The organism is Hydrogenophaga sp. Root209 (genome assembly GCF_001428625.1).
Classification (GTDB): Bacteria; Pseudomonadota; Gammaproteobacteria; order Burkholderiales; family Burkholderiaceae_C; genus Hydrogenophaga.
On record NZ_LMIE01000012.1, the window covers coordinates 386,822 to 405,628 of the forward strand.

Here is an 18,807-nt window from a genome sequence, read left to right on the forward strand (position 1 = left end):
GGGGTTCCTATTCCAGTGGGGCGGTGGGTTTCATGCGGCCGTCTTCCAGCGGCAGGCCGGCCAGTGCCTGGATCAGGCGGGCCAGCAACTGCAGCGCGAGCAGAAGAATGCCGAAGGTCACCGCGAGTTGCGGCATCCACAGCAGCGTCCCGCTTTCGGCCGAGACCTGGCCCGAAACGAACGAGGTCCAGGTGAAGCGGGCCATGGAGTAGCTCAGGAACGACACCGACAGCAAGCCGATAAGGGAGGTGAGGGCCTCCAGAGCGCGCCTTGCGCCAGGGCCCAGGCGGCACAGCAAGAGCTGAACCCGGATGTGACCGCCCGTGCGCAGCGTCATGGCGGCGCCGAAAGTGAAGCTGGCCGCCATCAGATAGGAGCAGTACTCCCAGGTGTGCGGAAGACCGCCGGGCAGCGCCGGAAACACGTTGGAGAGTGCTCGCACCGCCAGCTCGGCCACCATCAGCGCGATCAGCGTGGCCAGGCAGGCCACGCCGATCCAGCCGTCCCATTGCGACAGGCTCTCGATGCCTTGCAGCAGCTTCGATACCGCGACCGGGGCGGGTCGCCTGGCAGCGAGCGGCGCGGTCCCGATCATCGCTTGAGCTCGGCGAGGTAGGCCGTCAGAGGCTGCTTCGACGCAGGCACGTTCTTCTCGAACGCCTGCAGCAGGCCCGAGGTGCGTCGGCGCATCTCTGCGTTCATGGCGGCCGAGACCGGCATCACTTCCATGCCCATGCTCTTGAGCTTGGCCAGGCTGTCGCTGTCGACCTTGCTGGTCTGCGCCCAGAACAGCGGCTCGAGGCGGTTGGCAATTTGCGTCATGGCTGTCTGCTGCGCGAGCGTGAGCTTCTTCCAGACATCCAGGTTGATGTTGACCATCTGGGAGATCCAGGTGTGGTTGGTCGGGTAGGCGTACTTGACGAACTCCCACAGGCGGCCGTCCACACCCGACACCGCCGACGTCATGACGCCGGAGATGGTGCCGGAGGCCAGCGCGGGAATGGTTTCCACCCAGGGGATGAGCACCGGCGTGATGCCCACCGCGCTGCAGAGGTCCTGCACGTTGCGGTCGGACACGCGGACCTTGCTGTTGCGCAGGCCTTCGAGGTTGTCGGCCTTGACCTTGGAGAACAGGTACTGCGACGGCCAGGGAACCATGTAGAGGATCTTCTGGTTGTTCTTGGCCGCGGCGGCATCGAACAGGGGCCTCAGGTGGCGGTGCAGCGCCCGCAGCTCGTCGAGACTGCTGACGAGAAACGGCGAAGTCTCCGCCGCAAAGATCGGCTCGTCGCCCGCTTGCTGCGAGGCGTGGATGTCGGCCATGCCCACCAGCCCGTCGCGCACGGCCCGCAGGTGATCCGGACCCTTGAAGCCCAGCGCGCCGCCGGAGTGCACGGTGATCTTCACCTCACCCGACGTGGCGGCGAGCACCTCGGCTGCGTAGCGCTTGGCGTTCTCGGTGTGGAAGCTGCCATCGGGCAGCACGGTGGACAGATCGATGGAGGTCGCCGCATGGGCGGGGCGGCTGGCACCCAGCAGCGTGGCGGTGGACAGCGTGAGCGCGGAAAACTGACGTCGTGTGAGCATGATGGGCCTTTGGTTGAGGGGAAGAATCAGCAGGGGAGTGACACGGTGAGGGGCGACGATGCGCGAAGCAGCCCGTCGGCAAGATCCGCTTCGACCTGTGATGGCGGGCGCTTGCGGGGGTCCCCGCTGCCGCCACCACCGGGCGTCTGAATGACCAGGCGTTGACCCGGCGCGATCTCCTGCACGCCCTTGCCGCGCAGCGTCTGGCCGGTTGAAAGACCAATGAAGCCGGCCGCGCCGTTGCCGCCACCATCGCGGCCGCGCGGCGGATGGGCGATGCGGTCGAAAGAGGCGAGGATCTCGAACGGCTTGCCGCAGGTGGATTCCACCTCGATCACCTGGCCGAGTCCGCCGCGCTGTTCGCCATCGCCGCCGGAGCCTTCCCGCAGCTCCTTGCGCCAGAAGATCAGCGGCGTCTGCGTCTCGGCGATCTCCACCGGCGTGCCGTTCAGATTGGTGGGAAACGCCGTGGCGGAGAGGCCGTCCTTGCGCTCGCGCGCGCCGGTGCCCCCATTGCTGGTGAAGCCCATGGTGAAGCCGTAGCGCCCCTGGGCGGCATCGGCGGTGGGCCCACGCAGCGTGAGCAGCCACACGCACGACGCGCCTTCGGCCGGCACGCGCTCCGGCATGATCTGGCGCAGACAGCCGAAGACCACGTCGGGCAGCATCTGGCCGATGACGTGGCGCGTGGACACCGGCGCGGGCGCGGGCGCATTGAGCACGCAGCCCTCGGGCGCGGAAACGGAAAACACCGACAGCGAGCCCGAGTTGTTCGGGATGTCGCCGGCCACCGCGCAGGCCAGGCCGAACATGGTGTACGCGGCGGCGTAGTTGATGGGCACGTTGATGCCGCGCGTCGACATGGGCGAGGTCCCGGTGTAGTCCACGTGAATGCCATCGCCTGACACGGTGAGGCTGGCCACGAGATCGATGGGTTCGTCGTAGCCGTCGACGGTCATGCGGTTGGTCCAGGTGCCCTGGGGCAGTTGGCGCACGGCGTCGAGCACGGCGGCGCGCGAACGCTCCACGATGAAGTCCGCCAGCGAATCGAGTGTGTCGAGCCTGAACTCCGTCATCATTTCAACGAGCCGTTTGCACGCCACGTCGTTGCACGAGGCGAGCGCGTAGGTGTCGCCTTCGGTTTCCATCGGCTGGCGCGTGTTCGCGGCGAGCATGGCCATCAGGGTTTCATTGGGCTGGCCCTGCGAGAACAGCTTGAGCATGGGAATGAACAGGCCCTCCATGTGCACGTCGGTGCCGTCGGGGCCGAAGCCCAGGCCGCCGATGTCCATCACGTGGCTGGTGGCGCAGAACAGCGCGACCGGCTTGCCGGCAAGGAAGCAGGGCGTCACCACGACGAAGTCGTTCAGGTGCCCGGTGCCCTTCCAGGGGTCGTTGGTGATGAAGACATCGCCTTCGCGCATGTTGCTCAGCGGGTATTTGCCGAGAAAGTGCTTGACGGATTCGGCCATGGTGTTGACGTGGCCCGGTGCGCCGGTGATGGCTTGCGCCAGCATGCGACCCCGGGTGTCGAACACGCCGGCTGAGAGGTCGCTGCACTCACGCACGATGGCGCTGAAGGCGGTGCGCAGCAGCACCTGGGCCTGCTCCTCCACGGTGGCAATGAGGCGCTGCCACATCAGTTGATGTTCGATGGCGGTTCGGTTGCTGTTCATGCGTTCACCTGAGTTTTCAGTTGGCGGTCAAGGACGAGATTGCCGTGGCGGTCCACCTGCGCGCCGAACGAGGCAGACACGAAGGTGGTGGTCTGGGGTTCCGTGATCAAAGCCGGTCCTTGGATGAGCTGCCCCATGTGCAGTTGCGCGCGCTCGAACACCGGAATGGCGATGCGCTGTGCCGTGCTGCCGTCGAAGTAGTCGCGGTGCCCGGTGGGAATGGGAGGCGTGTGGCTGACAGCGGCGTCCGCTGACGGTGCGCTGGCTTCGGGATGGGTCGTCACCAGAACGGACCAAGTGAGTATTTCCACCTGCGCACCCGGAATCGCGCGTCCGAAAAGCTTGATGTACGCCGACTCGAAGGAGCGGCCCAGCAGCGCCACGTCGGCATCGGTCAATCGGTGTTTCGACGCCGGGATGGCGATCTCATGACCCTGGCCCACGTACCGCATGTAGGCGGTGCGCTGCGTGATCAAGGGTTGGTCGGGCGCGCCTTGCCGCACCAGTTGCACCGCCTCGGCGGCCATCCGGCCCAGCATCCCCTCAGTCTGTTCCACGTCCAGGACACCCAGCAGCGAGTGGCGGCTGCGCACCACCTCGTAGGAAATGGGCGCACGCAGGAAGCCGATGGCGGAGCCCACACCGGCATGGGGTGGCACCAGGATGCGCTGGACGCCTGTCTTTTCGGCCACCCGGGCCACATGCAGTGGCGCCGCACCGCCGAACGCAATGAGTGTGTGGTTGCCGATCGTTTTGCCTTTCTCGATGGCGTGCACGCGCGCAGCGTTGGCCATGCTTTCGCACACCATTTCGTGCACGCCGAAGGCGGCCATGTCGCTCGACAGATTGAGCGATGCGCCGATGCGGGAGAGGGCCCGGCGCGAGGCCAACAGGTCCAGCGGAACGGTGCCGCCCGCGAAGCCGTCGGGATCGATAAGACCCAGCACGGCGTCGGCGTCGGTGACGGTGGCTTCAATCCCGCCCCGCCCGTAACAAGCAGGGCCGGGTTCGGAGCCAGCACTCTGAGGCCCCACCTGGATGTTCTTCAGCGCATTGACCTGGGCAATGGAGCCCCCGCCTGCGCCGATCTCGAACAGGTCGATGACAGGAATGCGCAGTGGCAGCCCGCTGCCTTTCTGGAACCGGGCCGAGCGGTCGACTTCGTACACCCGGTCGGTGTCGGGCGTGAAATCGTCCATGAGGCAGATCTTGGCGGTAGTGCCACCCATATCGAACGCGGCCACGGTGGCTTCGCCGGACCGGCGTGCCACATCGGCGGCAAAGATCGCGCCGCCGGCAGGCCCTGATTCGATCAGCCTCACCGGGAAACGGCTGGCCGTGCTCAGCGAGGTCAGGCCGCCGTTGGAGGTGACCAGGTAAAGCGCGCCTTGAAAGCCGGCCGCATCCAGGTGTTCAAGCATGCGGGTGAGGTATTCCGACATCTGGGGTTGCACATAGGCGTTCGCCACGGTGGTCGACACGCGTTCGTACTCCCGGATTTCGGGACAGACCTCGCTGGAGATCGAGACATGCAGCGTTGGCAGGGCGGCCAGCAGGGTGCGCCTGGCGGCCTGCTCATGCTCGGGGTTCACGTAGGCGTGCAGAAAGCAGATGGCCACGCTGGTGACACCGGCGGCCTTGAGCGCGTCGACGTGCGCCAGCAAGCCCGCTTCATCGAGCGGCAGCACGGCGCGTCCGTGCACGTCCATGCGCTCCTGAACCGGCAGCCGCAGGCTGCGAGGCACCAGCGGAGCGCGTCGCTCCATCTGAAGATCGTATTGATCGAAGCGGCCTTCGGTACCGATCTCCAGCACGTCCCTGAAGCCTTCGGTGGTGATCAAGGCGGTCACTGCGCCGCGCCGTTCCAGCACGGCATTGGTCGCCAGCGTGGTGCCGTGCACGAATACATTGACGTCCTTCAAACCCAGCCCGTGGCGCGCGAGCAGACCACTGGCGCCGTCGAGCACGGCCCGTTCAGGGGCGGAGGGGGTGGTGAGCACCTTGGTCGTGGCAAGCGTGCCGTCGGCCAGCTCGATCACGAGGTCGGTGAAGGTGCCGCCGATGTCGGCCGAGAGGCGCACCCTGGAGTGGGACATGGCGCTCAATCACGCACTCCCGAGGTGCGGAAGTGCACCAATAACGGTAAAACGTGTGCGAAAATAGATGTGTAATACATGTTTGATGACAGGATAACGTTGGGAATTTCCTAATGTTATACGATCGAAGCCACACAGATATAAGGGTTTACGCGCATGAACAAGCCAAAGAAGCCGCTGGTCCTCTCACCTCATCTCGTTTCGCCCAAGGGAGCAGAGCTCAGTGAGTTCGAGTTCGCCATGGTGGTGTGCTGGAACGCCTTCACGCGCTGGCTGGTCAAGGGCGCCTCGGCCACCGGCGTGGGCGACATGACCTTCATCGACGTGGTGGTGCTGCACCAGTTGAAACACCGCGCACGAAACAAGAAGGTCGCGGATATCTGCTTCGTCCTGAACTTCGACGACGTGCACGTGGTGACCTACTCGCTCAAGAAACTGGTGGCGAGTGGCCTGGCGGTGGGCGAGAAGGTGGGCAAGGAGGTGCTGTACCGCACCACCGACGCGGGCGAGGCCGCGATCGAGGCGTATCGCGAAGTGCGCGAGCAGTGCCTCATGAGCAACGTGGACGAGGCCTTGAACGCGCAGTTGCCCGAGATGGTGCGCTTTCTGGGCGGGCTGGGTGGCCTCTACGAAAGGGCCGCGCGCTCGGCCTCGTCGTTGCGCTGACCAGCCTTGCCGTCGGCATCGAGGCTGGGCCGCGCGGTGGTTTCAGGCCATCGCGTTACGCGGCGCGCCCCGGCGTCTCGCTCGTCACCGCAAACGCACTCGCGCGCACATGCTCGAAGGGCCGCACTTCGTATTCGAGCCCGCAGGCCAGGCAGGGGTTGTCGGCCGAGATGCGCGCGGCCTCTTCCAGGCTGTTCGCGCGAATGAACCAGAAACCGCCGACCACTTCCTTGGCCTCGGCGAACGGGCCGTCGATGATGCGCTCGCGCGAGACCAGCTTGCCTTCACGCGCCAGTCGCTTCCCCGAGCGCATCACGCCCTGGGCCACCAGCTCGCCGTGCCATTCGTAGAAGCGGTCGATCGTGGCCTGGATCTCTTCGGGCGATTTGTCGGCGTCCCACTGGCCGCGCGAGATGACGAGGAACTCCAGGGGAGGATTCTCCGAGCTCATGTGGCGGCCCCTGGGGGAGGCTGGGGCGTGCGCTGCGCCGGGTCGTAGAAGAACTGCTCCGCCACGATGCGATCCCCCTCCCAGCGCTGGTAAGCGAGCTCTTCCATTTCGGTGACCGAGTCGTCCCGCCAGACGAAGCGGAACACCCAGCGGATCACCACGTGGTCACCGTTCACCAGGACCGGGCGCACGCAGCGCGATTCGATCGTGGTCGCGCGCGCCATCACCTTGCGCTCGCCCGCCAGCAACTGGTCGCGGCCCACGCGTGGCGGGGCCTGGTTTTCCTGCATGGAGGCGTGCGGCGCGTAAAAGTCGGCAATCGCCTGGTCGTGCGCGTTGCTCTCCACCAGGGCAATGAAGCGTTCGAGGGTGTCGGAACTGGGCATGCGGGGGTCGCTTTCAAATGGAGTGAACCGGCACGGGCGTGTGGCTGCTCGCACCCTGCGCAGGACAGATGTGCTGCGCCACAGTCTGCGCCTGTGCGGCGATCGAGCGCAACAGCCCACCGGGCTGGCGCACGTCGAACCCCACGAAGTACACACCGGCGAGCGCGCCCTGCCCCACCACGTCGGCGGGCATGCCGCGTGCGTCCAGCGGCAGGGACGTGGCGGGAAACAGTTCGCTCAGAGCTGGGTCGTAACCGGTGGCCAGCAGCACCGAATCGAACGGGTGCTCGGTGCCGTCGGTGAAGCGCACGCCGCCGTGCACCAGCGTCTGGACACCGGGGTAGACCTGGATGTCGCCGTTCTTGATGCGCGCGACCGTGCCCACGTCGATCACCGGCGTTTTGCCGTCTTCGCGCAGCTGGCGCAGCGGTGACACCGCGGCGGTGTGCAGGCCGTAGCGGCCGAGGTCGCCCACGCTGAGGTTGCGCAGCAGCGTGGCCGCCGCATCGCCCAACGCAGGCGGCAGCCGGCTGAGCAGGATGCTGGAGAGCTGGGTGGGCCGACCCAGCACGTCGCGGTACACGATGTTGAGCGGCGAGCGCACGGAGAGCGCGGCGCGCACGCCGTGTTCCACCAGGTCCAGCGCGATCTCGGCCCCGGTGTTGCCCATGCCCACCACCAGCACGCGCTGACCGGCAAACGGCTTGGCGTTGCGGTACTCGCGGCTGTGCAGCACGCGCCCACCAAAGAGCTCCTGGTGCGGCAGCGTGGGCACGCGCGGGCGGCGGTTGGCGCCGGTGGCCACCACCACCTGGCGCGCGGCGATCAGCCGCCCACTCGCCGTGCGTATGAGCCAGCCCGCGTTCCGGGTTTCGGGTTCGATGCTGAGCGCGGTCTCGCCCAGCTCGGGGACGATACCGTGGTGATCGGCGTATCGGGTGAGGTAGTCCACCACGCCCTGGCGCGACACATAGCGCGGCGCACTGTCGGGAAACGGCAAGCCCGGCAGCGCCGAATGGGTTTTGACGGTGTGCAGGTGCAGGCGCTCGTAGTGGTGGCGCCAGCTGGATGCCGACTCATGGGCCTGATCGATCACCAATGCCCGGGTGCCGCGCTGTGCCAGGCAGGCCGCCGTGGCCAGCCCGGCGGGCCCGGCACCGATGACGAGCGTGTCGGTGTCGGTGCGGGTGGTGGGTTTGGGGTCCATGGACGCTCGCCTATTGCGCCCAGTGTGTCTGGCGCGTGCGAGGCACGCCATGAGGGCTTACACCCGTGCAAAAGGACCTCAGATCAGCGCAAGCTTTCCGCCCGTTCCAGCAGGAAAGTTCGCTCCCGCTCGTTGCCGGCCAGGGCGCCCGCGCGTTCGAACTCGGCGCAGGCCTCGGCCCGTCGCCCCAGTTGGGCCAGCAGGTCCCCGCGCACGGCGGGCAGCCAGTGGTAGCTTCGCAAGGCCTTGTTGTCCAGCAGGGCGTCCACCAGGGCGAGCCCCGCCGCAGGGCCGGCGTGCATGGACACGGCCACCGCACGGTTGAGCTCCACCACGGGGGAAGGCGCCAACCTCGCCAGCTCGCCGTAGAGCGCGGCGATGCGCGCCCAGTCGGTGTCCCGCGCGTGGACCGCGCGGGCATGGCAGGCGGCAATGGCGGCTTGCAACTGGTACGTTCCCGCCGCTGGCGCCAGCGCTTGGGCGCGCACCAACGCGGCCAGGCCGCGGTGGATGAGCAAGGCATCCCAGCGGCTGCGGTCCTGCTCGGCCAGCAGCACCGGACGGCCCCGCGCGTCGGTGCGCGCGGTGGCGCGCGAGGCTTGTATTTCCATCAGCGCGAGCAGCCCGTGCACCTCGGCTTGCTGTGGCGCAATGCCGGCCAGCATGCGGCCCAGGCGCAGCGCCTCGTCGCACAGGGCCGGGCGCATCCAGTCGCTGCCGCTGGTGGCGGTGTAGCCTTCGTTGAACACGAGGTACACCACCTCCAGCACCGAGGCCAGGCGTTCACCCAGCGCCTCGCCGCGTGGCACTTCGTAGGGCACGCCGGCCTCGCTCAGCGTCTTCTTGGCGCGCACAATGCGCTGTGCGATGGTGGCCTCGGGCACGAGGAAGGCGCGCGCGATCTCGTGCGTGGTGAGGCCACCCAGCAGCTTGAGCGTGAGGGCCACGCGCGCATCGGTCGAGAGCACGGGGTGGCAGGCGGTGAACACCAGGCGCAACAGGTCATCGCCAATGTCGTCCTGCCGGGCTTCGTCCAGCGCGTCCACGAAATCGGGCACGTGGTCGGCGCCCAGGGCTTGGAGGTCGGCGGCGATGTCCTCGTGCCGGGCCTCGGCCATCTGGCGGTGACGCAGGTGGTCGAGGGCGCGGCGCTTGGCGGTGGTCATGAGCCAGGCGGCGGGGTTGTCGGGCACGCCCTGCGTGGGCCAGTGTTCGAGCGCGGCCAGCAGCGCGTCCTGCGCAAGCTCTTCGGCCACGCCCACGTCGCGCACCACGCGCGCGACATGCGCCGTGATGCGTGCGGACTCAAGGCGCCAGACGGTGGCGATGGCCTGGTGAACACCGGAATGCATGCGTCGGAATCTACATCTGTTCCGGCGCGGCGCTCTCGTCCATCCAGAACACCTCCCACTGGTGACCGTCCAGATCGGCAAAGCCGTGCTGGAGCATGAAGCCATGGTCCATGGGGGCGTTGGGGGTGGTGGCGCCGGCAGCCACCGCCTTCGCCACCAGTTCGTCCACCTCGGCTCGGCTGTCGACCGACAGCGCGATCAGCACTTCGGTGGTCTTCTTCGCATCGGCGATGGGCAGTTTGGTGAAGCCCTGGAAGAACGGCTCCACCAGCAGCATGGCGTGGATGTTCGGTGCGATCTCGAGGCAGGCACCCTGCTCATTGGTGAAACGCGGGTTGAACGTGAGGCCCAGCGCCTTGAAGAAGGCCTGGGACCGGGCCATGTCCTTGATGGGCAGGTTGACGAATATCTGGCGCAGCATGATGGCTCTCCCGTCGTTGTTTCAGTTCGTGCCTTCGCACAATTTCTTGAGGCCTTCCAGGGCTTGCGGCCAGACCCTGGCCATCATGTCCTCGTACTCGCCGAACACGTCGGTGTCGACCTTGACGCGGGTGCCGCCGCGCTCGTCGGTGAAGGTGTAGTTCTCATGGCAGGGCGCCCAGGCGCGCACCGCGTCGCTGGTGGTGTCTTCCTTGCCGTTCTCGATGAAGCCGAGATGGCGGATGGACACGAATTCGGCTGGGCGGTGTTCGGCGATCTCGGACACCATGCCGTTGCCGGCCGGGTCCAGAAAGCGGATCGCGTCGCCCTGCTTCCAGGAGCCTTCGAACCGCGAGCCTTCGCAGAACGCGCTGGTCCATTGTTCGTAGGTGGGGGACTGAAGCATGGTGGTCCAGACGCGCTCGCGCGGGGCCTGGATGAGGGTCTCGAAATGTTGCTTTTTCATGGTGGATCTCCTCAGCGTTTGTTGCCTTGCATGGCGTCGAGCTTCTTGAAATCCTCCAGCGGCTGGCTGGGTGGGAAGTCGTCCATCTCGTAGAGCTGGCGCAGCTCGATCACGGCGTCCTTGCCCCGGCCGGCCGGGTTGGGGAAACGGCGGCTCCATTCCAGGGCTTCCTCGCGCGAGCGCACCTGGATGAGCGTGTAGCCGGCAATGAGTTCCTTGGCCTCGGCAAACGGGCCGTCAACGACACGCTTGCCGCCGTCGGCGCTGTAGTGCACGCGCCAGCCCTTGCGGCTGGGGTGCAGGCCCGAGCCGTCGAGCAGCACGCCGGCCTGGGCCAGCTCCTCGTGGTAGCGCACCATCTCGGCCATGAGCGCTTCATCGGGCGCGGGGCTGGTCTCGGCTTCGAACTCGTCGCAGGACTTGACGATGATCATGAATCGCATGGGCTTCTCCTGGTGGGTTGGGTTGGTGTCATGGACTCCAACCGTTACGACGAACCAGCCACGGCCTTTTCGACAAGGTCACTGGTAACAGGGGCCCACCGCCCGCACTTCCACCGTGGCCCATTCGGCCGCCGGGCACTCGCGGGCGATGGCCACCGCTTCATCCAGGCTGGCGCAGTCGAGCAGGAAAAAGCCGCCCACCATCTCCTTGGCCTCGGCAAACGGGCCGTCCATCACTTTCGCCTGCCCTCCGGCGGTGGACACGCGCACCGCGCTCGCCTGCGAGACCAACGACTCCACCGCCTTGAGCTTGCCTTGCGCCTGCAGGACTTCGCCAAAACGCTGCATGCGCCCGTAGACTTCGCGGCCTTCGGCTTCGGTGCGGGTGGCGCGCTGCGTGGTGGGTTCGATGATCAGCAACATGTAGGACATGGTGGTCTCCAGGACGGGGTTGAAGCAAGCTGAGCATCCTAGCCGCACCGTGACCCGAGCGCTTGACCTGCGCCCGCCCCGGAGTGGCATGGCGCAACGCTTGAACCGCCTGGCGCCTTTCCCTCATTTGAGGGTGGTTTTGTCACGCGGCGGGCGCACAGTGGGGGTCTTGGCCATTGCCGGAGAGACACCATGAATCTGCGCCAGCTCAGCATCGCGTCGTTCAACCTCTACAACCTGAACGAGCCCGGCCTTCCGATGTACACCGACAAGACGGGCTGGACCCAGGCCGAGTACGACCGCAAGATCGGCTGGACCGCGCACCAGCTCCAGTCGCTGGACGCCGACGTGTTCGGTCTCCAGGAGATGTGGAACCCGGTGTCGGTGCAGCGCGCGCTGGCGTCGGCCGGCGTGGCGGACAGCTACGACCTGCTGGCACCGCCCAACGCCAACGGCAAGCGCATCGACTGCGGCGCCCTGGTGCGCAAGGGCTTGCTCACGGGCCAGCCCGAGTGGATCACGAAGTTCCCGCCCGGCTTCGTGCTGCGCTCCACCGGCGACGACCCGCAAACCCCCAGCATCAGCGTCAACATCCAGGGCTTCTCAAGGCCTGTGCTGCACTTCACCATCCAGCCGCGCAACCCCGGCCCCGAGGTGCACGTGTACGTGTGCCACTTCAAGTCCAAGGGGCCGACCCAGGTCTTCAACGAGAAGTGGTTCAAGGCCGACAAGGCGCTCTACGGCAAACACGCCACGGGCATCGGCGCGGCGATCTCCACCATCCGGCGCACGGCCGAGGCCACGGCACTGCGCTTCCTGCTCTCGGAACAGATGAAAGGCAACGATACGCCGGTGATCGTGCTCGGCGACATCAACGACGGCCAGCACAGCAACACCGCCAACATCCTCACCGAGCAACCGCACTACCTGGTGGGTGAAAGCAAGGGCGGCGGTGACACATCGCTCTACACCGCGCAGACCCTGCAGGAGTACCGCGACACGCGCGACGTGTACTACACCCACGTGCACCAGGACATCCGCGAATCGCTCGACCACATCCTCGTGAGCCAGGAGTTCTACGACAACAGCAAGAAGCGCCAGTGGCTGTTTGATGGTCTGGTGATCAACAACGACCACCTGAACTTCGACGACCACAAGGCCCTGGGCACCGGCGACCACGGCGTGATCCGGGCAACGTTCAGGTACAGCCCGGCGAAGGTGGTCTGAGCGGCATCAGGCGCTGGCCACCGGCTCCAGCAGCACATACAGACCCATCACCGGTTTCTGCTGGTCTTCGCGCAGCGGGGCCTGCCAGGTCTGGCGCACGCGAAAGCCACCGAGTTCGGCCAGACGATCGATGTAGGCCGGTGAATGGGCGTAGCGCAGGCTGGGCAGCAACTTGAGTTCGCTGCCATCGGTGGAGAGTTCGACCGAAAACGCAAAACACCCGCCGGGCTGCAGGCGCTCACGCACGGCCTCGAACACCGCATCGAGCGCACCCACGTAGATGAACACATCGGCCGCGATCACGAGGTCGACCGGCTCGGTGCTCTCGCGCAGGAAGGCCAGCAGATCGCCCTGCACCACGCGTCGGTAGGCGCCACTGGCTCGGGCCTGGGCCACCATGGCCGCGGACAGGTCCACCCCGTCCACCGTCCCGGCCTGAGCCTGGATGAGACGACCGCACAGGCCGGTGCCGCAGCCGAGATCGAGCACGCGCTCGAAGCGCTGCCCGCTGGCGCGCAGTGGCGCCAGCAAGGTGCTGTGCGCCTGGTGGTTGAGTTGTTCGACCAGGTGCGTCTGGAAGTCGTCGGCGTATTCGTCGAACAAGGCTTCCACGTACAGGGCGGGCGGATGGGCCGGCACAGGGCCATCCTGCACCGAGGACAAATAGAAACGGTTGAGCGTTTCATCGCCCCCTTTGGCCAGCGCCTGCTCGTAGCAACGCGCGGCCTCCGCATGGCGCCCGGTGTCGCGCATCAGGCTGCCGCGCTGGCTCCAGGCTTCGGCCAGGTTGGGCTCGATGGCGATGGCCTGGTCGAGCGCCTGCAGCACCTCCCCCGGCTGCTGCAGGCGCAAGCGGCACATGGCCAGCGACAGCCACAGTTGCCCGGTGTTCGCGCCCAGCCGAATGCCGTGTTGCAGCGCTTGCGCCGCTTCGCTCCAATGAGACAGCGCCTCGTGCGAGAGCCCGAGCGCGATCCAGGCGTCGCGGTGCGCGGGGTTGGCCTTCGTGGCCTGGGTGAGCGTGGCCACGGCCTCGGGCCACTGGCGCAACCGGCACTGTGTCACGCCCAGGTTGGCAAGGATGGAGGGGCGCCCCGGCACCAGCGCGAGCGCGGCCTGGTAGCGGGCTGCGGCGTCTTCCAGCCGGCCCGCCTCGAACAAGGCATTGCCTTCGAAGAAATGGGCCTTGGCTTGTTCGGTGGGACCGGTCATGGCGCAGTACCTTACACGAGCCCCCTCGTACCCAGGGTGCAGAGGCAAGCCGTGCCGTACTGTCGGGAAAAATTACAGAAGGCGAAGAACCAGACCGTGTCCAACACCTCACCCCGGGCGTGGAGCGCAATGGCTCAATAGTTGCTTACCAATCGTTACACGGGCCCGATCGCCGCCCTTGCAACACAGGTAACCCACACATGACAACTCTCTGGAAAAACACCTTGGTCCGCAGCGTGCTCGCACTGGGTCTCGCATCGACGCAGGCATTCGCGGTGGCCGCTCCCATCTACTGGACCGACTGGACCGGTGGGGACCTCGATGCATCGGCAGGCTTCCAGGCCCAAGGCACCATCACCACGAGCACCAGCTCGGTGACGGTTACCTACGTCAACCGCAACGGCGTGGGGTTCTATCAGCCCAGCGGCGGCATCGACTACTACACCGGCGGCGATGCATCCACTTCACCGTTCACCAGCGCGCTGGTGGACAACCGTCCGACCGGTTCGGACATCATTGCGCTGCAGTTCGCGGGCACGCAGTCGCTCAGCTTCTCCCAGGCCATCGCCAATCCGGTGTTCTCCTATGTCAGCCTGAACGGCAACGGGTATGCCTTCGACCAGGACTTCGACATCCTCAGCTTCGGCTCGCCCAGCGACGGCAACGCCTGTGGCTACTGGGGTTGCGGCACCTCATTCAAGCAGATCGTCGACATCGGCGGTGGCGTCATGGAATACCGCTTGCTCGGTACCGGCGAGCCACACGGCACGCTGCGCTTCACCGGCACCTTCGACACGGTCAGCTGGCGCAGCCTGAGCAACGAGTACTGGAACGGCTTCACGGTCGGTGTGCAGGGCACTGCGGCCGAGGTGTTTGATGTGCCGGAACCCGGCAGCATCGCCTTGCTGGGTCTGGCCCTGGTCGGCATGGCCGCGGCTCGCCGGCGCAAGGCGGCCTGAGATCCAGGTGAAGTCCGGGTCGCCTCAGGCCCGCGACGTTCCCGATACAACAGGGCGGCTTGACCGCCCTGTTGCATTTCACACTTTCGAAAAATCAGGCTTGCGGCGTTCCATGAACGCGCCAAACGCCTCCTTGGCGGCCGGCTCGCCGAGCATGCGGCCGAAGCTCGCGCCTTCTTCGGCCATCACCTCCATCACCTGCTTGAGCTGGCCCTTCTTCATCAGGCGCTTGGTCTCGATCAAGGCGGTGATGGGCTTGGCGGCCATCTTGCGCGCCGCGGTCTGCGCATAGCCGGCCACTTCCAGCGGCGGCAGCACGCGGTTGACCAGTCCCACTTCGAGCGCGGCCTCGGCCATGAAGGGTTCGCCCAGCAGCAACGCCTCGGCGGCGCGGTGGTAGCCCAGCATCTGCGGCACCAGCAGGCTGCTGGCCGCTTCGGGGCACAGGCCCAGGTTCACGAAGGGCATGGAGAAGGCGGCGTTGTCGCCCGCGTAGACCAGGTCGCAGTGGAACAGCATCGTGGTGCCCACACCCACGGCCGGGCCGCACACGGCGGCGATCAGCGGCTTGGGGAACTGCGCAATGCCGCGCAGGAAGCGGAACACCGGTGAATCGGTGGTGGCCGGCGGGTTGTTGAGGAAGTCGCCGATGTCGTTGCCGGACGAGAAGATGGTCTCGTTGCCCTGGAGCACCACGCAGCGCACGGCCGCGTCGTCCTGCGCGGCCTGCAAGGCATCGGCCAGTGCGCCGTACATGGCGGCGGTGATGGAGTTCTTCTTGTCGGGGCGGTTGAACGTGAGGGTGCAGACGCCGGCTTCGGTGTGGACGAGGATGTCGCTCATGGGGGGTCTCTCGGTGGGCAAAAGGGAAGCCGCAAATTACCACGAACGGGCGTGCTTTTCTGGGTCGCGCTCCCGAGGTCTGACGGGTGCGTGACAGCGTGTATCGGCACCGGCTTTCAGCAGGTGCCCGCCTACACTTGGCCGCATCCCGGCGCCTGGACGCCGCTTCTGCACACAGGTGTTTCATGCGCTCCCGTTCCATTCTTCTGATCCTCACCACGGTGGCGACGCTGCTCGTGCCACTGCCCTCGGCCGCCCAGGGCAGCAACGCCGGTGAACGCCCTCGCGTGGCCCTGGTGCTCTCGGGCGGCGGGGCGCGCGGCTTTGCGCATGTGGGCGTGCTCAAGGCGCTGGAAGCCGCGCGGGTGCCGGTGGACATGATCGTGGGCACCTCGATGGGCGCGATCATCGGCGGGCTCTACGCCAGTGGCATGAAGGCGGACGATCTGGAGCGCGAGATCGTCGAGGTGGATTGGGGTGGTCTCTTCAACAGCCGCGAGCCGCGCCAGCTGCTCTCGCAACGCCGCAAGGAAGAGGACTTCGAGCTCTCACCGGTGCTGCTGCTGGGCTTTCGCGACGGCGAGTTCCAGCTGCCCACGGGCGCCGTGTCCAGCCGCTCACTGGAAATGCTGCTGCGCCGCTACACGCTCTCGACCCGTCACCTGGAGTCGTTCGACCAGTTGCCCACGCCGTTTCGCGCCGTGGCCACCGACATGGAGACCGGCCTGGCGGTGGTGATGGACCGGGGCGACCTGGCCGCGGCGCTGCGCGCCAGCATGTCGGTGCCCGGTGTGTTCTCACCCCTATCGATCGACGACCGCATCCTGGGCGACGGCGGGCTGGTGAACAACCTGCCGGTGGACGTGGCCAGGGCCATGGGCGCCGAGGTGATCATCGCGGTGAACATCGGCACGCCGCTGGCCGGGCGCGACACGCTGGACACGGTGCTGGGTGTGACGACACAGATGGTCAACATCCTGACCGAACAGAACGTGCAGGCCAGCATCGCCACGCTCACGCCGAAAGACCTGCTGCTCGCGCCTCCGCTGGGCAAGCTCACGTCAAGCGACTTCGACAAGGCGGTCGAACTGGTGAAGATGGGCAACGAGTACGCACGAACCGTGAGCGAGGCGCTTGCGCGCTTCGCGGTGGACGAGCCACGCTACGCGGGCTGGGTGAAGTCGCGCAGCGCACAGGCGCTGGCCAACGCCGACCGGGTAGGACGGATCGGTGCCATCCGCTTTGAAGGCGTGAGCGAAGAGCGCGCGGCGCGCCTGGCCCGGGCGCTGGACACCGAACCCGGCCAGCGGCTGGACGTGCCCAGACTCGAGGCCGATCTGCAGAAGCTCTCGGTCAGCGGCGACTACGAACGCATCGACTACACGCTGAGCCGGCGCGAGGACAACGGCACGGAGGACCTGACGATCAAGCTGCGCGAAAACGCCTGGGGCCCGAACTACCTGCGGGTGGGGCTGGACCTGCGCACCGACTTCCAGGGAGAGGGCGCGTTCAACCTGCGCATCAGCCACAACCGGCACTGGCTCAACGAGAGCGGGGCCGAGTGGCGCAACCGGGTGCAGCTCGGCGAGACGGTGGGCCTGTACTCCGAGATCTACCAGCCGCTGGGCGTGAACAGCGAACGCTTCGCGGCGGCCTACGTGGACACCAGCATCAACAAGGTCGAGCTGTTCAGCGACGAGGGTGACGCGCTCGCGCTGGTGCAGCGGCAAGGCATCAAGGTCGGCGCCGACCTGGGCTGGCCCATCGGCCTGCGTGGCACCATCGGTGAGGCGCGCCTGGGTGTGGTGGCCAGTGCGCATCGGGCCAAGCCCGAACTGATCTCGTCCGCGCTGCCGGTCACCGCGCAGACGGTGCGCTGGACCGAGCGTGGCCTGCGTGCCGCCGTCATGGCCGACCAGCTCGACTTCGCCAACTTCCCCTCGCGCGGCTACCGCGGACAGGCCGAGTTGTCGTGGGGGCGGCGCCAGGTGGACGGCGGCGAGACCAGCGACTTCACCCGGCTGGAGAGTTCGTTCACCGCGGTGAAGAGCTGGGGCGTGCACACGTTCAACGTCGGCGGCCGCATGGCCTACACCAACCAGATTCCTCTGGCCGCCATCGACGAGTATTCGCTTGGCGGTTTCCAGAACCTCTCGGGCTACCGCACGGCACAGGTGGCGGGCAACTACCTGCTGTTCGGCCGGCTCACTTACTACCAGCGCCTGCCTTATTCGGTCGGGGTGGCGCGCGCCTTGTTCGTGGGGGGATCGCTCGAGGCCGGCAACGCCTGGACCGAGCGCAGCGACATCACGTTGCGGCAGTTGCGCGGCGCCGGTAGCCTGTTTGTGGGGGCGGACACCGGCATCGGGCCGCTGTATCTCAGCATCGTGAGCGCGCCCAAGGGCTACACCGGGCTCTACCTGTTCCTGGGCAGGCCCTGAAGGCGGTCACTCCTTGAAGTAAACCACCTGGTGCGTGGTGGCCAGCAACGCGCCGGCCTCGCTCCAGACCTGCGCGGTCTGGTCGAAGAAGCCGTTGCGCAACGCCTGGGCACTGGCCTGACCTTTCAGCCAGCCCGCTCCGGCGGATGCCAGTTGCGCCGAACCGGCGTGGAAGTACACCGTCATCGACACGGTGCCCGCTGGCACCCGCGTGGCGCGGCGCAGCCACACGCGCGGGTAGAACACATCGGCCATGGCGGTGAGGCTGCAGAAGTCGAGCGCTCGGGCGGGTTCGTCGCGCATCCACAGCGTGGTGCGGCTGGCGTCGCCGCTGCCGTCCCACGCGGTGGGGATGGAACCCTCGGTGATGCGGATGTCGTAGCGTTTGACCCACTCCACCATCGCGGCCATGTTGGGTTTGCCGACCGCGTCGGGTGCGGGCATGTCGGGCGCGGCCAGCTCGTCCACGCTCCAGGTTTCGCGGCGCGCGGCCGTCACGGCGGTGGCGGTGAGCACGGTCTCGCCTGCCTGCACGATCTCCACCACCCAATGCTGGGTGGATCGGTTGGTGCGGGCTGCCCGTGCGATCACTTCAAACGGACCATCGGCCAGCGCAGCGGCGTAGTTCACCGTGAGCGCCACCGGCTCGCCCAGCAGGGCTGGGTGCTGCAGCACGGCGCTGAGCGCGGTGGCCGCCGTGACGCCACCAAACGGCCCGACCATGTTGGCGTAGGCGGGCGAAGTCGCGCCTGCGAAGCGCCCCTCACCGAGCGGCTGCAGGGCGATGGCTGAGTCGAATGCGTGCTGAGTGGTCATGCGGGGAGTTTGCAAGAGAGCTGAGAATTCCGGCGTCCACCCCGCGACAGACCGGTCCGGAGCGAGCCAACGTTCACCAGGGATGCCAAGGGTCCGGCTCCGCCGGCCCAAGGCATCGCCCCCCTTT

Annotated in this window: 19 protein-coding genes; 4 read left to right on the plus strand and 15 right to left on the minus strand. The window is 67.0% G+C overall.

Annotation, left to right across the window (positions count from 1 at the left end):
• Positions 1 to 7: 7 nt before the first annotated feature.
• From ASE11_RS10585 to ASE11_RS10600, 4 genes are read right to left on the minus strand one after another with little or no spacing between them, the layout of a single operon-like run.
• Complete coding sequence (locus ASE11_RS10585; protein WP_056270313.1) at positions 8 to 595, minus strand: TRAP transporter small permease subunit; 588 nt, start codon at positions 593 to 595, stop codon at positions 8 to 10.
• A complete protein-coding gene (locus tag ASE11_RS10590; RefSeq protein ID WP_056270316.1) occupies positions 592 to 1,587 on the minus strand; it encodes a TRAP transporter substrate-binding protein in 996 nt (331 codons plus the stop codon). The genes ASE11_RS10585 and ASE11_RS10590 overlap by 4 nt, the downstream gene beginning before the upstream one ends.
• A gap of 26 nt (positions 1,588 to 1,613) precedes the next feature.
• Positions 1,614 to 3,263, minus strand: a complete 1,650-nt coding sequence (locus ASE11_RS10595; protein ID WP_056270317.1) for a hydantoinase B/oxoprolinase family protein — start codon at positions 3,261 to 3,263, stop codon at positions 1,614 to 1,616.
• Complete coding sequence (locus ASE11_RS10600; RefSeq protein WP_056270320.1) at positions 3,260 to 5,359, minus strand: hydantoinase/oxoprolinase family protein; 2,100 nt, start codon at positions 5,357 to 5,359, stop codon at positions 3,260 to 3,262. The genes ASE11_RS10595 and ASE11_RS10600 overlap by 4 nt, the downstream gene beginning before the upstream one ends.
• A 156-nt stretch (positions 5,360 to 5,515) precedes the next feature.
• Here ASE11_RS10600 and ASE11_RS10605 point away from each other — a divergent pair, with 156 nt between their 5' ends.
• Positions 5,516 to 6,025: a winged helix DNA-binding protein gene (locus tag ASE11_RS10605; RefSeq protein WP_056270323.1), complete on the plus strand. Its 510-nt coding sequence runs from the start codon at positions 5,516 to 5,518 to the stop codon at positions 6,023 to 6,025.
• Between the two features lie 55 nt (positions 6,026 to 6,080).
• Here the strand turns inward: ASE11_RS10605 and ASE11_RS10610 are convergent, their stop codons facing one another.
• From ASE11_RS10610 to ASE11_RS10645, 8 genes are all read right to left on the minus strand, one after another.
• Positions 6,081 to 6,476 carry a YciI family protein gene (locus ASE11_RS10610; RefSeq protein WP_056270327.1) on the minus strand — a complete coding sequence of 132 codons (396 nt, stop codon included), beginning with the start codon at positions 6,474 to 6,476 and terminating at the stop codon, positions 6,081 to 6,083.
• The gene (locus ASE11_RS10615; protein WP_056270330.1) at positions 6,473 to 6,862 is read right to left on the minus strand and encodes a nuclear transport factor 2 family protein; all 390 of its coding nucleotides are present in this window, start codon (positions 6,860 to 6,862) and stop codon (positions 6,473 to 6,475) included. Before ASE11_RS10615 ends, ASE11_RS10610 begins: the two co-directional genes overlap by 4 nt.
• A gap of 13 nt (positions 6,863 to 6,875) precedes the next feature.
• Positions 6,876 to 8,069: a flavin-containing monooxygenase gene (locus tag ASE11_RS10620; protein ID WP_056270333.1), complete on the minus strand. Its 1,194-nt coding sequence runs from the start codon at positions 8,067 to 8,069 to the stop codon at positions 6,876 to 6,878.
• Between the two features lie 83 nt (positions 8,070 to 8,152).
• The gene (locus ASE11_RS10625; RefSeq protein ID WP_056270336.1) at positions 8,153 to 9,421 is read right to left on the minus strand and encodes an RNA polymerase sigma factor; all 1,269 of its coding nucleotides are present in this window, start codon (positions 9,419 to 9,421) and stop codon (positions 8,153 to 8,155) included.
• Between the two features lie 10 nt (positions 9,422 to 9,431).
• Complete coding sequence (locus ASE11_RS10630; RefSeq protein WP_056270339.1) at positions 9,432 to 9,842, minus strand: VOC family protein; 411 nt, start codon at positions 9,840 to 9,842, stop codon at positions 9,432 to 9,434.
• Positions 9,843 to 9,863: 21 nt separating this feature from the next.
• On the minus strand, positions 9,864 to 10,307 hold the full coding sequence (locus tag ASE11_RS10635) for an SRPBCC family protein (RefSeq protein WP_056270342.1): 444 nt from the start codon (positions 10,305 to 10,307) through the stop codon (positions 9,864 to 9,866).
• Positions 10,308 to 10,318: 11 nt separating this feature from the next.
• Entirely contained in the window at positions 10,319 to 10,750 is a 432-nt protein-coding gene (locus tag ASE11_RS10640) for a YciI family protein (protein WP_056270344.1), read from the minus strand.
• Positions 10,751 to 10,828: 78 nt separating this feature from the next.
• Complete coding sequence (locus ASE11_RS10645) at positions 10,829 to 11,182, minus strand: YciI family protein (RefSeq protein ID WP_056270346.1); 354 nt, start codon at positions 11,180 to 11,182, stop codon at positions 10,829 to 10,831.
• Between the two features lie 192 nt (positions 11,183 to 11,374).
• On the opposite strand from ASE11_RS10645, the gene ASE11_RS10650 reads away from it, so the two are divergent.
• Positions 11,375 to 12,409: an endonuclease/exonuclease/phosphatase family protein gene (locus tag ASE11_RS10650; protein ID WP_056270349.1), complete on the plus strand. Its 1,035-nt coding sequence runs from the start codon at positions 11,375 to 11,377 to the stop codon at positions 12,407 to 12,409.
• 6 nt (positions 12,410 to 12,415) lie between these two features.
• Here the strand turns inward: ASE11_RS10650 and ASE11_RS10655 are convergent, their stop codons facing one another.
• Positions 12,416 to 13,621: a tetratricopeptide repeat protein gene (locus ASE11_RS10655; protein ID WP_056270355.1), complete on the minus strand. Its 1,206-nt coding sequence runs from the start codon at positions 13,619 to 13,621 to the stop codon at positions 12,416 to 12,418.
• A gap of 200 nt (positions 13,622 to 13,821) precedes the next feature.
• Here ASE11_RS10655 and ASE11_RS10660 point away from each other — a divergent pair, with 200 nt between their 5' ends.
• Positions 13,822 to 14,580 (plus strand): PEP-CTERM sorting domain-containing protein, encoded by a 759-nt coding sequence (locus ASE11_RS10660; RefSeq protein WP_056270358.1) that lies wholly within the window; start codon positions 13,822 to 13,824, stop codon positions 14,578 to 14,580.
• A gap of 78 nt (positions 14,581 to 14,658) precedes the next feature.
• On the opposite strand, the gene ASE11_RS10665 is transcribed toward ASE11_RS10660, so the two are convergent.
• Positions 14,659 to 15,423 carry an enoyl-CoA hydratase gene (locus tag ASE11_RS10665; RefSeq protein ID WP_056270362.1) on the minus strand — a complete coding sequence of 255 codons (765 nt, stop codon included), beginning with the start codon at positions 15,421 to 15,423 and terminating at the stop codon, positions 14,659 to 14,661.
• A gap of 185 nt (positions 15,424 to 15,608) precedes the next feature.
• Between ASE11_RS10665 and ASE11_RS10670 the strand changes: the two genes are divergently transcribed.
• Entirely contained in the window at positions 15,609 to 17,864 is a 2,256-nt protein-coding gene (locus ASE11_RS10670; protein WP_056270364.1) for a patatin-like phospholipase family protein, read from the plus strand.
• A 6-nt stretch (positions 17,865 to 17,870) separates the two neighbouring features.
• Here the strand turns inward: ASE11_RS10670 and ASE11_RS10675 are convergent, their stop codons facing one another.
• On the minus strand, positions 17,871 to 18,680 hold the full coding sequence (locus ASE11_RS10675; RefSeq protein WP_056270367.1) for an acyl-CoA thioesterase: 810 nt from the start codon (positions 18,678 to 18,680) through the stop codon (positions 17,871 to 17,873).
• Between the last annotated feature and the right edge of the window lie 127 nt (positions 18,681 to 18,807).

Coding starts and splice junctions, on each gene's coding strand:
- ASE11_RS10635 (WP_056270342.1), bottom strand. CDS start 10,307: ATGAAAAAGCAACATTTCGAGACCCTCATCCAGGCCCCGCGCGAGCGC.
- ASE11_RS10585 (WP_056270313.1), bottom strand. CDS start 595: ATGATCGGGACCGCGCCGCTCGCTGCCAGGCGACCCGCCCCGGTCGCG.
- ASE11_RS10650 (WP_056270349.1), top strand. CDS start 11,375: ATGAATCTGCGCCAGCTCAGCATCGCGTCGTTCAACCTCTACAACCTG.
- ASE11_RS10595 (WP_056270317.1), bottom strand. CDS start 3,263: ATGAACAGCAACCGAACCGCCATCGAACATCAACTGATGTGGCAGCGC.
- ASE11_RS10600 (WP_056270320.1), bottom strand. CDS start 5,359: ATGTCCCACTCCAGGGTGCGCCTCTCGGCCGACATCGGCGGCACCTTC.
- ASE11_RS10645 (WP_056270346.1), bottom strand. CDS start 11,182: ATGTCCTACATGTTGCTGATCATCGAACCCACCACGCAGCGCGCCACC.
- ASE11_RS10605 (WP_056270323.1), top strand. CDS start 5,516: ATGAACAAGCCAAAGAAGCCGCTGGTCCTCTCACCTCATCTCGTTTCG.
- ASE11_RS10670 (WP_056270364.1), top strand. CDS start 15,609: ATGCGCTCCCGTTCCATTCTTCTGATCCTCACCACGGTGGCGACGCTG.
- ASE11_RS10615 (WP_056270330.1), bottom strand. CDS start 6,862: ATGCCCAGTTCCGACACCCTCGAACGCTTCATTGCCCTGGTGGAGAGC.
- ASE11_RS10590 (WP_056270316.1), bottom strand. CDS start 1,587: ATGCTCACACGACGTCAGTTTTCCGCGCTCACGCTGTCCACCGCCACG.
- ASE11_RS10665 (WP_056270362.1), bottom strand. CDS start 15,423: ATGAGCGACATCCTCGTCCACACCGAAGCCGGCGTCTGCACCCTCACG.
- ASE11_RS10630 (WP_056270339.1), bottom strand. CDS start 9,842: ATGCTGCGCCAGATATTCGTCAACCTGCCCATCAAGGACATGGCCCGG.
- ASE11_RS10625 (WP_056270336.1), bottom strand. CDS start 9,421: ATGCATTCCGGTGTTCACCAGGCCATCGCCACCGTCTGGCGCCTTGAG.
- ASE11_RS10660 (WP_056270358.1), top strand. CDS start 13,822: ATGACAACTCTCTGGAAAAACACCTTGGTCCGCAGCGTGCTCGCACTG.
- ASE11_RS10640 (WP_056270344.1), bottom strand. CDS start 10,750: ATGCGATTCATGATCATCGTCAAGTCCTGCGACGAGTTCGAAGCCGAG.
- ASE11_RS10655 (WP_056270355.1), bottom strand. CDS start 13,621: ATGACCGGTCCCACCGAACAAGCCAAGGCCCATTTCTTCGAAGGCAAT.
- ASE11_RS10620 (WP_056270333.1), bottom strand. CDS start 8,069: ATGGACCCCAAACCCACCACCCGCACCGACACCGACACGCTCGTCATC.
- ASE11_RS10610 (WP_056270327.1), bottom strand. CDS start 6,476: ATGAGCTCGGAGAATCCTCCCCTGGAGTTCCTCGTCATCTCGCGCGGC.
- ASE11_RS10675 (WP_056270367.1), bottom strand. CDS start 18,680: ATGACCACTCAGCACGCATTCGACTCAGCCATCGCCCTGCAGCCGCTC.